Source organism: Nonomuraea sp. NPDC051191 (genome assembly GCF_044455665.1).
GTDB lineage: Bacteria > Actinomycetota > Actinomycetes > Streptosporangiales > Streptosporangiaceae > Nonomuraea.
Genome location: NZ_JBITEZ010000022.1, coordinates 50,473 through 63,954 on the forward strand (window position 1 = coordinate 50,473; position 13,482 = coordinate 63,954).

General features: G+C 72.5%; 11 protein-coding genes. 7 read left to right on the forward strand and 4 right to left on the reverse strand.

Annotated elements, in window-relative coordinates:
• Positions 1-269: 269 nt before the first annotated feature.
• The gene (locus tag ACIA8R_RS44995) at positions 270-1,259 is read right to left on the reverse strand and encodes an alpha/beta fold hydrolase (protein ID WP_397043885.1); all 990 of its coding nucleotides are present in this window, start codon (positions 1,257-1,259) and stop codon (positions 270-272) included.
• Positions 1,260-1,399: 140 nt separating this feature from the next.
• Here ACIA8R_RS44995 and ACIA8R_RS45000 point away from each other — a divergent pair, with 140 nt between their 5' ends.
• Positions 1,400-2,053, forward strand: a complete 654-nt coding sequence (locus ACIA8R_RS45000; protein ID WP_397043887.1) for a helix-turn-helix domain-containing protein — start codon at positions 1,400-1,402, stop codon at positions 2,051-2,053.
• A 105-nt stretch (positions 2,054-2,158) separates the two neighbouring features.
• On the opposite strand, the gene ACIA8R_RS45005 is transcribed toward ACIA8R_RS45000, so the two are convergent.
• Positions 2,159-3,592, reverse strand: a complete 1,434-nt coding sequence (locus ACIA8R_RS45005; protein ID WP_397043889.1) for a S41 family peptidase — start codon at positions 3,590-3,592, stop codon at positions 2,159-2,161.
• Positions 3,593-3,759: 167 nt separating this feature from the next.
• On the opposite strand from ACIA8R_RS45005, the gene ACIA8R_RS45010 reads away from it, so the two are divergent.
• From ACIA8R_RS45010 to ACIA8R_RS45025, 4 genes are all read left to right on the forward strand, one after another.
• The gene (locus tag ACIA8R_RS45010) at positions 3,760-4,995 is read left to right on the forward strand and encodes a sensor histidine kinase (protein ID WP_397043891.1); all 1,236 of its coding nucleotides are present in this window, start codon (positions 3,760-3,762) and stop codon (positions 4,993-4,995) included.
• Entirely contained in the window at positions 4,992-5,726 is a 735-nt protein-coding gene (locus tag ACIA8R_RS45015; RefSeq protein ID WP_397043893.1) for a response regulator, read from the forward strand. The genes ACIA8R_RS45010 and ACIA8R_RS45015 overlap by 4 nt, the downstream gene beginning before the upstream one ends.
• Positions 5,727-5,846: 120 nt before the next feature.
• Positions 5,847-6,605: a hypothetical protein gene (locus tag ACIA8R_RS45020; RefSeq protein ID WP_397043895.1), complete on the forward strand. Its 759-nt coding sequence runs from the start codon at positions 5,847-5,849 to the stop codon at positions 6,603-6,605.
• 265 nt (positions 6,606-6,870) lie between these two features.
• Positions 6,871-7,860 (forward strand): hypothetical protein, encoded by a 990-nt coding sequence (locus tag ACIA8R_RS45025; protein WP_364103286.1) that lies wholly within the window; start codon positions 6,871-6,873, stop codon positions 7,858-7,860.
• A gap of 303 nt (positions 7,861-8,163) precedes the next feature.
• Here ACIA8R_RS45025 and ACIA8R_RS45030 read toward each other — a convergent pair whose 3' ends face one another.
• Entirely contained in the window at positions 8,164-11,184 is a 3,021-nt protein-coding gene (locus tag ACIA8R_RS45030) for an NACHT domain-containing protein (RefSeq protein WP_397043897.1), read from the reverse strand.
• A 283-nt stretch (positions 11,185-11,467) separates the two neighbouring features.
• Positions 11,468-12,346 (reverse strand): sigma-70 family RNA polymerase sigma factor, encoded by an 879-nt coding sequence (locus ACIA8R_RS45035; RefSeq protein WP_364100523.1) that lies wholly within the window; start codon positions 12,344-12,346, stop codon positions 11,468-11,470.
• A 135-nt stretch (positions 12,347-12,481) separates the two neighbouring features.
• Between ACIA8R_RS45035 and ACIA8R_RS45040 the strand changes: the two genes are divergently transcribed.
• Together ACIA8R_RS45040 and ACIA8R_RS45045 are read left to right on the forward strand one after the other, a co-directional pair.
• On the forward strand, positions 12,482-12,940 hold the full coding sequence (locus ACIA8R_RS45040; protein WP_357708153.1) for a carboxymuconolactone decarboxylase family protein: 459 nt from the start codon (positions 12,482-12,484) through the stop codon (positions 12,938-12,940).
• Positions 12,941-12,968: 28 nt separating this feature from the next.
• Positions 12,969-13,433 carry a DoxX family protein gene (locus tag ACIA8R_RS45045; protein WP_397043900.1) on the forward strand — a complete coding sequence of 155 codons (465 nt, stop codon included), beginning with the start codon at positions 12,969-12,971 and terminating at the stop codon, positions 13,431-13,433.
• The last annotated feature ends 49 nt before the right edge of the window (positions 13,434-13,482 follow it).

Sequence of the window (13,482 nt, forward strand, 5' to 3'; positions counted from 1 at the left end):
CTTGGGTGACCGAAGCTCGCCTACGCCTCGTGAAGCCCTCGGAGAGCCATGACCTGGGCGGATGTGATCATCGGCAGGCGCACGTGCGGCGTCGCTCGCTCCTCGTCAGCGTAGGACGAGGAGCGGTTGGTCGCGCCGGGCGTGCAGCTGCCACAGTTCGTCGGCCACCGCGTGGCGTCGCCACGTGACAGCGACCGAGCGGACCGCCATGCGCCACGTCACCGCCCCACCCCGGATGAACCGCCAAGCTGTCAGGTAGCCCGCCTGGTTCAGCCCCGGAGGGTGGCGAGCCAGCCGGTCAGCAGGCGGTTGACCTCGTCGGGGCACTCCTGCTGGATCCAGTGGCCGCAGCCGTCCAGGAGGTGGGAGGCCCTCAGGCCGGGGAGGGTGGCGGGGTAGGCGTCGATGGCGTCGGACATCCAGGTGGTGGAGGCGTCCAGGGCGCCGCCGATGAACAGGGACGGCTGCTTGATCGGGGCGCCGCGGTGCGGGGCGAGTTCTTCCCAGTCCCGGTCCATGTTGCGGTAGCGGTTGAGTGCGCCGGTGATCCCTGTGCGCTCGAACTCGCCGGCGTAGACGTCGAGGTCGTCCTCGCTCAGCCAGGCAGGGAGGACCTCCGTGGGGAAGCGGTCACGCAGCCGACCGCCGCCGCGTGCGACGAAGTGCGGGTCGGGCTCGTACGGGGCAGGCATGGTGTCGGCGGACAGAGCCGCGTAGAGGCCCGCGAGCCAGCCCCGGACGTCGGGCTCGATCTCCGCCTCGGCACGGCCGGGCTCCTGGAAGTAGGAGACGTAGAACTCCTGCTCGGGGCCGCCGAGCCGGCCGAAGACCTCGCTGGGGCGGGGGCCGCCGGGCGGCGCGTAGGGGACGCTCAGCAGGCCGACGGCGCGGAAGACCTCGGGGTGGAGCAGGGCGGAGGCGGCGGCGATGTTGGCACCCCAGTCGTGGCCGACGATCACCGCGTTCTCCTCACCGAGGGCGCGCACCACGGTGACGTTGTCCTCCACCAGGTCGAGCATCCGGTAGGCGTCGATCGCCTCCGGACGGGAGGAGCGGCCGTAACCGCGCACGTCGATCGCCACCGCCCGGTGTCCGGCCGCGGCGAGGGCCGGGAGCTGGTGACGCCAGGAGTACCAGAACTCGGGGAAGCCGTGCACGAGCAGAACCAGCGGGCCGGTGCCCTGCTCGACCAGGTGCAGGCGCCCGGCCGGGGCCTCGACGGTGCGGTGGCGGAGCTCGGCGGTCGGCTCGGGCTGCATGGGCTTCTCCTCGGTTCGCGGGCAACGGACGCGATTACCCATCGATCATGCGGCGCGGCACCCTCCCGGCGCGACCAGCCTTGCCATTCTGGCAAACTCGCAGGACAGAGCGGTGGAGCAGCACGGCAAGGAGGGGGGAAGTGGCGGTCGACGACGTCAACGGCACACTGGCCGCGATGGGGCCCCGGTTGCGAGCCGTGCGCGAGCACCACGGCGCGACGCTCGCCGGTGTCAGCTGCGCGACCGGCATCTCGACCAGCACCCTGTCCCGGATCGAGACCGGCCGGCGCAAGCCCACCCTGGAGGTGCTGCTGCAGCTGTCGAAGGAGTACGGCGTCTCCCTGGACGAACTGGCCGGCACCGCGCCCGCCCCCGCGCCCGCGGCAGAGCCGCGGGCGAGAGCGCCGCTGAGCTTCGGGGATGACAAGGCGGTGCTGCCGTTGACCCGGTACGTCGGCGGCCTGCACGCCCACAAGCACGTCCTGCCCGCCCTTGAGAACCCGCCCACGCGGCCCCGTCAGGTCTCCCACAACGGCTACGAGTGGCTGTGTGTCCTGTATGGGCGGCTGTGGCTCGCGCTCGGCGACCAGGACCTCATCCTGACCCCCGGCGACGTCGCCGAGTTCGACACCCGCACCCCGCACGGGGTGGCGAACACCAACCCAGGTCCGGTCGAGTATCTGATCATGTTCGGGCCGCAGGGCGAGCGCCTACGGCCGCGCACCCCTCCAGCCGCCGGTCGCGGGACCCGTCAGCCGGATCGCGCTCAGGCCGGCCACGAAGCGCGGCCGTAGGATCCGGAATCCGTTCCGACAAGACAGCGATGTCCCCGCCTGGTCAGGGGCGACCCGATCAAGGTCTTGGGCCCGGCCGGGCGGGGAGCGCCGTGCGCCGCTACGTCATCGCCCGCTCGCCAGGAAGGCCAGAGCGCGGGCGAAGGCGGCGTCACGGTCGCCGTCGAGCTCCTCGTCGCTGAGGACGCCGGGAACCGGCAGGTGCGGCGGGATGCCGGTCGCGTCGAAGGAGACGCCGTCGCGGGTCAGGAAACGCTCGTTGGGCAGTGCGAAGCTCCACCCGTTGGGCAACTTCCGCCACAGGAAGTCGGAGAAGGCTCCTTGGGTGCTTTCTCCGATCCGTTCGGGCCGGGGCATGCGGCCGATCATGGCCTGGGTGAAGGTTTCGCCCGCGCTGATGGTCAGGCTGCTGGTGAGCATCGTGATGGGGCCCGTGTAGACCGGTCCGGACGCCGGGCGTACCCGCACCGGCTGGGGACGGGTGAACCCGGGCGGCTCCTCCGGCGTGTTGCGGGCCTGCTTGACGTACGCCAGGTACGGCCTGCCGGTGAGCCGGGAGGCGAGCCGCAGGCCGAGCCCGTCGTAGCCGCCCAGATTGACCCGGACGTCGAGGATGAGGCCGCGCAATCGGCCGGGGCCCGAGGTGCGGGACTCGCTGAAGATCTCGTCGAGCGCGCGGTCCAGTTCGGCCGCGTTGGCCTCGAAGCCGCCGTCGGCGTAGCCGTCGAACGCGCCCAACCGCAGGTACCCGAACCCGCCCGGGAGGTCGGCGTACCCGATCACGCCCTGTCCCCACTGCCGGAGGGGCTTGCGGGTGGCTGTCCGCTCGACGAACTCCCGGACCCGCTTGTCGAAGGCCACGAACGCCGGTAGTCCGTCGAGCTGCCTGGTGCCGGGCCGCAGCGGCCTGGCAAACTGCCTGTCGCCCGCGAGGAGCGCGGTGTGGGCGTCGCCGAGCTCCTTGAGGATGTCGCGCAGCACGCCGAACAGCTCCGCCTCCCCGGTGTCCGGGCCGATGCGGGATCGGTGGCGGTCCCGGACGGCTCGCCAGTCGACGCCCTTGAGTGCGAAGAAGGGGTAGTTCTCGGCGAAGGTCGTCCAGAAGACGTCGAACACCTTCAGCGGATCACCTGGCGTGAGCGTGGCGCAGGCCGCGGGCAGGGCGGGCAGCCGCCGCAACTCGACGGCGCCGACGCTGCCCAGGTAACGCAGCCGCGCGCGGCCCGGCCCGCTCGTCCGTACGGCGATCCGCCGGCCGCCCTCCTGCGCCGCGAAGGACGCCTCTCCGCGTGTGCCCGCCGTACGTCTCGCCGAGAGCAATCCTGGCAGGCAGCTGATCGAGGTCGTGTCGAACGTGGTGAGCCGCCCCTGGACGATGCTGAAGATCGTGCCGTATCCGTCGGCCCGCCACAGGCCGTCCAACGGCTCTCGTCCCGTAGAGGCCGCGTCGGCGCCGGCCTGTCCCGCCACGGCGATGCTCACCGCGGCCAGTAGCGCGGCCAGCCGCCGTGCCGTCCTGGTCTTCCTGTTGTCGTTCACGGGACCCGACGCTAGGAGGCGGCCCCGGCCAGGTGCGTCACACCAGGGAGCCGTCCCTGCCCGTCATACTTTCGAGCCATCCGGCTCACGGGTCATACCCAGGTGGGAGGCACGAGTTCAACTTCGGGTCGGATCCCTTCGCCGAGGTCACGGGCTACGGTGGGCGCATGTCGCACGTCTTCACCCCGGCCGTGCCCGCGGTCCTGCCGCCGCTGCGCTTCCGCAAGGCGCGAGCCGCCGCGCCGTGGGCGCTCACCTGCTTCATGTTCGCCATGAACGTGGGGATGCTCGCGACCGTCTACGACGCTCCGGCCGAGCTGACGGTGGCGCTCGCCGGGGCGTGCGCGGCTCCGATCGTGATCTGCGGGCGGCGGCCGGTGACCGCGTGGTTGATGATCTCCGTCGGGATGCTGGTCACTCCTCTGGTGGTCTCGCCGCCGCCGGCGCACAACCCGTGGCCGTGGCTCCCGATGTCCGTGGTCGCCTATCTGATCGTGTTGTTCGCGCTGGCCCAGCACCGGCCGCGATGGATGCTGGGGGCCGTGTGGGCGCTGTCCCTCCTCGGCGCCGTGGTGGTCGTGTCCCTGGTGCCGCGGTCGTCCGTCGACGCCGTCGTGGTGCTGCAGCTCGTGGCGGCCGTCGTGCCGGTGCCGCTGATCACCGGCGACGCCCTGCACTCGCGGCGGCTGGCCCAGGCGTGCGCCGCCGAGCAGGAACGGGTCGGCCTCGCCGAGCGGGCCCGCCGTGAGCTGCTGGAGGAACGCACCAGGATCGCCAGGGAGATGCACGACGTGGTGGCCCACCACATGTCGGTGATCGCCGTCCAGGCCGCCAGTGCGGCCCGCAGGCTCGGCGGGGTGCCGGCCGACGCCGAGCGCGAGTTCGACTCCATCGGGGCGGCGGCTCGGCAGTCGCTGGCCGAGATGCGGCGTCTGCTGGGCGTGCTGCGCAGCGACGACGTGCCGCTGCAACGCGCGCCGCTGCCGGGCCTCGGCCAGGTGGGCGTGCTGGTGGAGAGCGCGAGGCGGGCCGGGATTCCCGTCGAGCTGACGGTGACGGGCCTGCCGCCGCACCTGCCACCCGGTACGGAGCTGCCGATCTACCGGATCGTGCAGGAGGCGCTCAGCAACGTCGTCCGGCACGCGCCGGGTGCCGCCACCGCCGTCGCGATCATCGGCAACGGCACCGGGCTGCGGGTCGTGGTGGAGAACGAGCCCTCCGCCGGTTCGGGTCCCGCGCTCGCCGAGCCCGCCGGCGCCGCCGGCCACGGGCTTGCCGGGATGCACGAACGTGCCGCCCTGGTGGGCGGCGTCCTGCTGACCGGGCCGGCGCCACAGGGCGGTTTCCGGGTCGAGCTGACGCTGCCCCTGACCCGGGCCGGGCATCAGGAGGAGGGCGCGTGACGATCCGGGTGCTCATCGCCGACGACCACGCGATGGTCCGGGCGGGATTCGGCGCCCTGCTGGACGCCGAGGCCGACATCGAGGTCGTCGGCGACGCGGCCGACGGTGAGCAGGCGGTGATCGAGACCAGGCGGCTGCGGCCCGGCATCGTCCTCATGGACGTCCGCATGCCGGTGATGGATGGCCTGCGGGCGACCCGCCTGCTCCTCGCGCCGCCCGCCGGCGAGTACCGGCCGCGGGTGGTGATGCTCACCACCTTCGATCTCGACGACTACGTCTACGAGGCGCTGCGGGCCGGTGCCAGCGGGTTCCTCCTGAAGGAGGCGCCGCCCGCCGACCTGGTCTCGGCGGTGCGGGTGGTGGCGGCCGGCGACGCGCTGCTCGCCCCCTCGGTGACCCGCCGCCTCATCGAGGAGATCGCCCGGTCCAGGCCCGCGCTGCCCACCGTCGCCCCCCGGGTGCGGTCGCTGACCGAACGCGAGTCCGAGGTGCTCCTCCACGTCGCCCGTGGCCTGTCCAACGCCGAGATCGCGGCGGCCCTCGTCGTCGCCGAGCAGACCGTCAAGACACACATGGGCCGCGTCCTGGCCAAACTCGATCTGCGAGACCGCGCCCAGGCGATCGTCTTCGCATACGAAAGCGGCCTCGTCACCCCCCGCTCCGACCTTGCCCCCCGAAGCCCCGCGAGGTCGTACGAGCCGAGACGTCCGACCGGTTGGCTCACGAGTTGACCGACGAGCGACGCGCTGCATAGAAGGGATCATGCCTACGAGCTGACAAGGCAGATGTGCGGCTCTGTCCGGATCGGGTCGTGGGCCTGCTTCTCCCTCTGAGTCAGGGCCTCTCTCGAAGTGGGGTTCTCGGACGTTCAGGCCGCCACCATCCCGATGAACGGGCTCACCGCCCGGCTCGCACTCGACACGCTGGCGCTCCCGGCCGGCGCGACGGTCGCCGTCACCGGCGCAGCCGGCACCGTCGGCGGATACTTCGTCCAGCTCGCCAAGCAGGCCGGGCTGGTCGTCGTCGCCGACCTGCTGACTCGTCCCACCCGCCACGCCCCCGTCAGCCCCCAGCGGGTCAGGCCTGGCCTCCACCTGATGCTCCAGACCCTCCACGACGTGCCCGCCTTCATCCTCGGCCGCCGTACGGACGTCCTGGCCGCCAACCGCCTGGCCCGCGAGGTGCTGACCGACTTCGAGGCCCTTGCCGTGCCTCAGCGCAACCTCGCCCGCTACTACCTGCTCGACCCGGAAGCCAAAACCCGCACCGGCGACTGGGAACGCATCGCCGCGGAAACCGTCGCCATGCTCCGCCTGGAAGCCGGCCGCCATCCCCAGGATCGCCGGCTCGCCGACCTCGTCGGCGAGCTCCGCCTGCGCTCACCGGAGTTCGGCTCCTGGTGGAACGACCACCGCGTGCTGCGCCGCACCCACGGCACCAAGCACTACCACCATCCTCTCGTCGGCGAGCTGCACTTCCACTACGAGTCCCTCCAGCCGCCGGGCGACCCCGACCAGACCTTGTGCGTCTACAACGTCGAGCCGGGCTCCCCGACCGCGCAAGCGCTCCGGCTCCTCAGCAGCTGGGTGGCGCCCATCGCAGCACCTTGACCGAGCACCTCGGGTCATGGTGAGGGATGCTTGGGGACCACAAGGTTTGCCTGGCGGACGTCGGGTGCGGGGCCCCGGAGGGGGGACGCGCCGATCTTCAGGGCTTCCACCTGTGGTTTCGCATGGCTGCGTGATCGTTCAAGCTCGTGTTGAGGGGGCTGCATCGGTCAGCTCCGAGCCGGCGTTCGGTGACGGTGATCCGGCGACATAGGACTGTCGCATTCAGGGAGATGCCCGCTCCGGCCGATCACGATCGACTGGAGTCATGACAGGGAGAATCGTGATGGCGGCGGTGCTGGTCCTCGCCTCGTTCGCCGCGATGCCCCAGGCGGCGGCCGGCTCGGCATGCGTCTGGCGGATGCAGGCGCTCCAGGCGCCCGCCGGCGCGACGCAGCACCAGGTCAACGCCACCGACCACAACGGCGGGTACTCCGGCGTCGCCTACTTCCCCGGCACCGGCTGGCGGGTCATGTACTGGAAGGACGGCCGGGTCATCGACTACGGATCCTCCGGACACGGCACCGACCGGGTCGTGGGCCAGAACAGCAGCGGGACCATCGCGGGAACGTCCGTGACCGGCCTCTACGGAGCGTCGGCGATCTCCTTCCGCATCCGCGGCGGCCAGTGGGAGAGACTGACCCCGCTGCCCGGCGCGGAGCTGAACAGCAGAGCCATAGGGATCACCGACGGCGGCGACGTCTACGGCCACGCCGTGGTCTGGCAGGGCACGAGCAGCATCGTCGTGGTGGTGCGCTGGCCCTACGACCGGCCTGGCGTCGTCGAGCGGGTGCCAGGCCTGCCCGAGGGCATGAAGGTGATCGACGTGGACCACGACGGCACCTTGCTGATGGGGACGGACGCGACCTATCCGTGGCCGCACGTGTGGCGCGACGGCCGGCTCACCCGCCTGTCGGAGGCGCCGGACATGCAGTTCGGGTACGCCCGGGTCATCGCCGACGGGCTGGTGGCCGGATCGATCCGGCTGGGCTCCGACCCGGACCGGCCGGCGTACTGGGACAGGAACGGGCAGCCGCACGTGCTGCCCGAGAGCGCACTGGCCGCGCACATCAACAGGAACGGGCTCATCGTCAGCTCCCTGACGTCCACGCCGTACCGGGTCTGGCGGTTCGGAACGCTGGTGGGCCAGCTCGACGCCGCCGCCTCCGTCACGACGATCGGGGACGACGACACCATCGGCGGTACGACACGCGGCCAGAACAACCTGCCGGCCGCGGCCGTCTGGCGGTGCGCCTGAGATCGTCGAGGCACTGAAGGGCCGGACCGGGGTGGTCATCGGCCGCACGGCGGCCCTGGTGTTCGACGCCGACGGCAAACCCGCAGCTACGAGGTCAGGGCCAAGAACCCCACGGACAGGCTGCTCAACGTCTTGTCCCGCGTGCACTGCGTCCCGGAGTGAGGCGTTCCCGCGAGATCAGCGTCGAGGCCAGGGACTACTTCCGGAGGTGCGGCCGGTCGGGCCCGCGAGCTCGGTGTCGGACGGTCAACGCTGTACCGGGCGCTGGAGAACGACGCCCCGGCGAGCAGTCGCACCTGCCGATCAGGCTTCCTCGGGTCGGGGCTCACGGTCGGCCAGCAGCCGGACGGCGACGGGGTCGCCCAGGTGGGCGTGGGCGACGAGCATGGTGAGGGCCTCCTCCTCCCGCCCTGCCATCGTCAGAAGCCGGCTGAGCAACGGCAGGACGGCATGCGTCTCGACCGATCTCTCCGCCGGGACGGCGTGCGGCAGGAGCAGGGCGACCGCGTCCTCCGGCCGTCCCTGCCGGGCGAGCAGCCGGGCGAGGTGGTGGGTCGCGTGCGGGTCGCCCGCCGTGGCGCGCGTCCGCAGCTCCTCCACGCGCCCCTGTTCGGCCAGCAGCCGGGCCAGCCGGTCCCCGGCGGTGCGCTCGCCTAGGTCGGCGTGCGGACGCAGCAGGGTGAGGGCGTCCTCCACGCTGCTCTGCCCGGCGAGCCGGACGGCGGCGTCGGGATCGCCCGCCGTGGCGCGCGTCCGCAGCTCCTCCACGCGCCCCTGTTCGGCCAGCAGCCGGGCCAGCCGGTCCCCGGCGGTGCGGTCGCGCAGTTCCTCGGTCCGGCCCTGCCGGGCCAGCAGCTCGGCCAGTGTGCCGGCCCAGTGGGGGTCCTGGTCGGGGTGGGCGTGCAGGAGGTCGATGGCCTCCTGGGCACCGTCCTGGCGGGCGAGGAGCCGAGCCAGTTGCGGCGCCGCGCCCCGGGCCGCGTGCGGACGCAGCACGGTGACGGCCTCCTCGATCCGGCCCTGCCGTTCCAGCAGGTAGGCCAGGATCGACCAGGCGTGCGCGTCGCCCGCGTCGGCGCGGGCGCGCAGTTGCTCGACGCGGCCGTGCTCGGCCAGCAAGCGGGCCAGTTTGAGACCGGCCGACGCGGCGGTGCCCGAGGCGCCGTGGTCGGCCCACGCGCCGAGCATGACGACGGCCTCCTCAAGCCTGCCCTCTTCGACCAGCCGGTCGGCGACGAGTGCGAGGGCGCCCGCGTCGCCCTGGCGGGCGCAGGCGTACAGATGCTCGGCGTACGGGGTGGCGGTGAGGTGGTGTTGCAGCAGGGCGTGGCGGAACTGCCAGGCGGTCCCCGACTGACGCAGGGTTTGGCGCTGGTGCTGGTCTTCCAGGAACGCCCACAACCTCCAGGGGAGCCGCCCCTTGGCGGCGAGACGAACATGGGTGATCTTGTAGTCGATCCAGGTCGACAGTCCCGCACCGCAGGCCGCGAACCACCCGTAGACGGCTGCGGCGGTGACGGCGGTCCAGGGAATCGCCGCCGGGGCCAGCGCCGCGGCGGAGGCGGCGAAGACCAGTGCGGCGGTGCCGCCGTGCTGGGCGGCGGCGACGGCGGTGGCGCGGTGGTTGGCGTTCAGCGTGGCACGTGGGGTGGTGCTCCGCGGCCCGGTCCGCGACGGCAGGAACGGCACGACCAGGGTGAGCAGCCCGACGACCAGGGCGCCGGCCGCTCCCACCAGCGGCTCGCCGATGATGACCCCGGTCAGCAGCCCCGGCGCGACGCCGAATCCGGCTCGCAGCGCCAGGACCCGGGAGCGGCGAACCGGCGAGTAGGAGGCGGGCGCGTGAAGCGGGTAGGCGTGCGGCCAGAGTGGCCGCAGCAGGCCCGCCCCGGCGGCGGCCAGGGCGGCCGCCACGCTGAACGCCGCCGCCCCACCTGGCATCGCGCCGGCCGCCGCCGTGACGCCGGCGCCCACGACGGCGGCGATGACCGTCACGACCCGTACCCTGATCGTCTCCGCGTCGAAGGTGTACAGGTCGGGGGACAACTGCCACCAGACCAGTTCCGTCCTGCCCACCAGCCGCAGGTGCAGGGCCAGCGACCCGAGCCAGCGCCTGGCCGCGGCGGAGGTGTGCCGTCGTGGCGGCCGCCCGTCGGGCGGCACCGGCCGGTCGGGGTCGTGGACACTCGTCACGAACGTGTCCATGAGCGCCGCGGTGACGGCGTCCCGGCCGCCGAGGCGAGTCAGGGCCGTGGGGTCGGTTTCCGCGGAGGTGTAGGCGGTACGGGCCAGCGACACCGTCAAGGCCGTGGACAGCACCCGCGCGAGCGGCCCGTCGGGGGCGTCACGCAGGTGGGTGAAGACCGGTTCCCAGCGATGCCGGAACGGCTCGGGGTGGGACAGGAACGCGATCACCTGTTCCACGTCGACCGGCATGATCTCCACGACCGCGGCCCGGGAGACGACCCGGCGGCCGGCGTCCACCGCTCGCTGGAACTCGCGGGGGCGGCAGGTGACCACCAGCGGTCGTCCCGTCGCGGCGAACTCGTCCAGTTTGCGCAGCGCCCGCTCCTGGGACTCGGCCGGGAGCTCGTCCAGGCCGTCCAGCACCGGCAGCAGCCGCCCCTCGCTCATCAGCAGGTCCATCAGGTGGCGGCCCTCCGGCAGGCCGGGCGGCATGGGGTAGTCCTCGGCCAGCCGCCGGGCCGTGAACCGGCGTACCGACTCCTCCCGCGGATCCCAGGACGTGGCCGGCAGCAGCACCGGGACCGGATCGTCCGCCGCCGACTGCTCGATCAGTCCGAGCGTGAGCAGCATCGCCAGGACGCTCTTGCCCGCGCCCGCCTCTCCGAGCACCACCAACTGCCGATGGGGCAGCCCGCGGAACTTCTCCACGATCTGCGTGACGTCGCCTTCCAGCGGCAGGTCCTGCCACGTGCTCTCCTGCTCGTCCAGCACCACCGGGCGCGCCCCCGCGACCGGCCGGCCGGTCGAGGACCACCGCACCCGCAACGGCACCGGCTGACGGACGCCCCGCAACACCGCCTCGTGCTCCCACTGCTCCCGCACCCGCCGCCGCAACTCCCCCACGGCGCCGCGCATCGCCGCCTCCCGGCTCGGCGGCACGGCGCGCGACCGCACGACCTGCGCCGCGACGGCGACCACGACCAGCACACCGGTCAACACCCAGGTGGCCGGCGCCCACCACCAGACCTGCACCTCGACGGTGCCGGTCGCCAGGTTCCCCACCAGCCCGATCCCGACCGGCACCACCGCGAGCGCGACCGGCGACACCACCCAGCGGCCCCTGCCTCGACTGCTCATGGCACCAGCATCGCGACTGTAGGTAACCGAGACAACACAGCCCGGCTCGCCCAGCTCGCCGGAGGCCGGAAACGGACCTCATCGGCGGGCTCGACCTCGCCCGGTGGCCCTCGTCCTCCTGGACGCTGGACCCGAGGTTCCGCACCCAGCGTGCGGTGCCAGGAACACCGCCTCCGCGGCGAGATGACGGGGGAGTCGGTGGAGGGTGTCCCGGTCGCCGGCCCGGTTCTTCGCCTGACGGCCCCGCGCCGGGAACCGCGTGGTCGGTGGCCCGGCCGGACGCCTACCCACCGAGCATCACCAGTTCGATGTCCTCCAGGTATTCGGGGTCGGCGAGCAGGCCGACGTGTGTGATCCGGTCGTTCGCGATGGTGAAGGCGAAGACGATCCGTGGCCGTCCACCGGGCGCCCACACCAGACCCGGCGCCCCGTCGATGAGCGCGAGCTCGGCGGCCTGAGCCCGGCCGGCGAAGGTCTCGGCCACGCCGTCCGCCCCTCGTACCAGCCTCGACGCGCCGGAGAGCACGGCGGTGCGGTCCGCGCTGATCTCCACGTCGGGGTCGAGCAGCGCGAGCAGGGCCGCGAAGTCACCGTCACGGGACGCGGCCCGGAAGGCGGCGACGATCTCCCGCTGTCTGACGGAGCCGGTCCCGGCCTCCTGGGCCGCCGGGTGCTGTACGCGCCGGCGGGCGCGGCTGGCCAGTTGCCGGGCCGCGGCCGGCGAGCGGTTCACGATCAAGGCGATCTCGTCGAACGGCACGGCGAACATGTCGTGCAGGACGAACGCGATTCGTTCCGCCGGCGCGAGCATGTCGAGCACCACCAGCAGAGCCAGGCCGACCGAATCGGCGACGACCACCTCGTGCTCCGGATCGTCCGTCCCGCGAAGGCCGGCCATCGGGTCCGGACCGGAGACGCGTAGCGGCTCCTCGCGGCGCGTCCGGCGATCGCGCAGCATGCTCAGCGCCACCCGTGCGACGATCGTGGTGAGCCAGCCCGGCACGTTCCGAACGTCCTCCACGCCGGCGCGGCTGAGCCGTAGCCATGCCTCCTGGAGCGCGTCGTCGGCCTCGCTCGCCGAGCCGAGCAGCCGGTAGGCCACCGCCCACAGATGGTCGCGATGCTGCTGGAACCAACCGGCCAGCAGGTCCTTCTCCTCCATGACGCCGTCCCTCTCGTGCTGTCTGTAACAGATGACGGAAACGACCGCGCAGATGTGACAGGCGGCGCGCTGTCACAACCTCCCCTCGCGGCGAGTCATCAGGGCGGAAGTCCAGCCGATGAAGCGGAGAAACACATGCAGACACGGATGAAGAATCCCGCCGCCGTCCTGCCGACGGCGATGGCGCCCATCCAGGAGCTCTTCAAGGCCGCCCGTACGGGCGGCGTGCCGGAGACCACGCTGGGGCTGGTGCACCTGCGCGCCAGCCAGATCAACGGTTGCGGCCCCTGCGTGGAGTCGGGGGTCCGTAGCGCCAGGAAGAGCGGCGAGAGCGACGAGCGGACGGGGCTGGTCGTCGCCTGGCGGGAGACGCCGTACTTCACCGACGCCGAGCGGGCCGCGCTGGCTCTCACCGAGGCCGCCACCCGGCTCGCCGACCGCAGCGACCCGGTCCCCGACGACATCTGGGACGAGGTGGCCCGGCATTACGACGAGGCGGGACTGGCCGCGATCATCCTGATGGCCGCGGTCACGAACCTGGCGAACCGGCTCAACGTCACCACCCGGCAGCTCGCCGGCCAGAAGTGGGGCTGAGTCGCATGGCGAACACGACGGAGGGCTCATGACCGCACGTACCTGGCCGCGACGGCTCGCCACAGTCCTCTACTGGTATCTGGCCGCGTCGTTCTTCATCGGCTTCGTCACCAAGTTCTGGCCCGGGCCAACCTTCTTCGGTCCGGCCTACGCGGAGAAGTTCGTCGACTGGGGCTGGCCGCCGTGGATGCGGTTCGTGGTCGGCGCCCTGGAGCTCGTCTTCGGGCTGATGATGCTCGTCCCGCGGCGGCGGGTCAGGTTCGTCGGCGCGGCGGGGCTGGTGTTCGTGCTGATCGGCGCGGTGACGACCCACCTCATCGACGTCGCCCCCTTGTATGAGGAGGTGTCGGCGCCGCTGCACCTGATCATCATGATCGGCGTGGCGCTGGCGAACTGGCCGGCGGACTGGCGGGACCTTCTCCACCCTCTCGACGACCGGAGCGTCCGCGCGGCGCCGGGCCCGCCGGTGGGACGGGCGTCGACCGTTCGGTAGGAGAAGCCGGCATGGCCATGATCAGACACGTGATCATGGCCATGCCGGT

What these genes read in the sequence shown, in the direction of transcription:
- ACIA8R_RS45030 (WP_397043897.1), bottom strand. Translation starts at nt 11,184, where the DNA reads ATGAGCAGTCGAGGCAGGGGCCGCTGGGTGGTGTCGCCGGTCGCGCTC.
- ACIA8R_RS45035 (WP_364100523.1), bottom strand. Translation starts at nt 12,346, where the DNA reads ATGGAGGAGAAGGACCTGCTGGCCGGTTGGTTCCAGCAGCATCGCGAC.
- ACIA8R_RS45010 (WP_397043891.1), top strand. Translation starts at nt 3,760, where the DNA reads ATGTCGCACGTCTTCACCCCGGCCGTGCCCGCGGTCCTGCCGCCGCTG.
- ACIA8R_RS45045 (WP_397043900.1), top strand. Translation starts at nt 12,969, where the DNA reads ATGACCGCACGTACCTGGCCGCGACGGCTCGCCACAGTCCTCTACTGG.
- ACIA8R_RS44995 (WP_397043885.1), bottom strand. Translation starts at nt 1,259, where the DNA reads ATGCAGCCCGAGCCGACCGCCGAGCTCCGCCACCGCACCGTCGAGGCC.
- ACIA8R_RS45040 (WP_357708153.1), top strand. Translation starts at nt 12,482, where the DNA reads ATGCAGACACGGATGAAGAATCCCGCCGCCGTCCTGCCGACGGCGATG.
- ACIA8R_RS45025 (WP_364103286.1), top strand. Translation starts at nt 6,871, where the DNA reads ATGACAGGGAGAATCGTGATGGCGGCGGTGCTGGTCCTCGCCTCGTTC.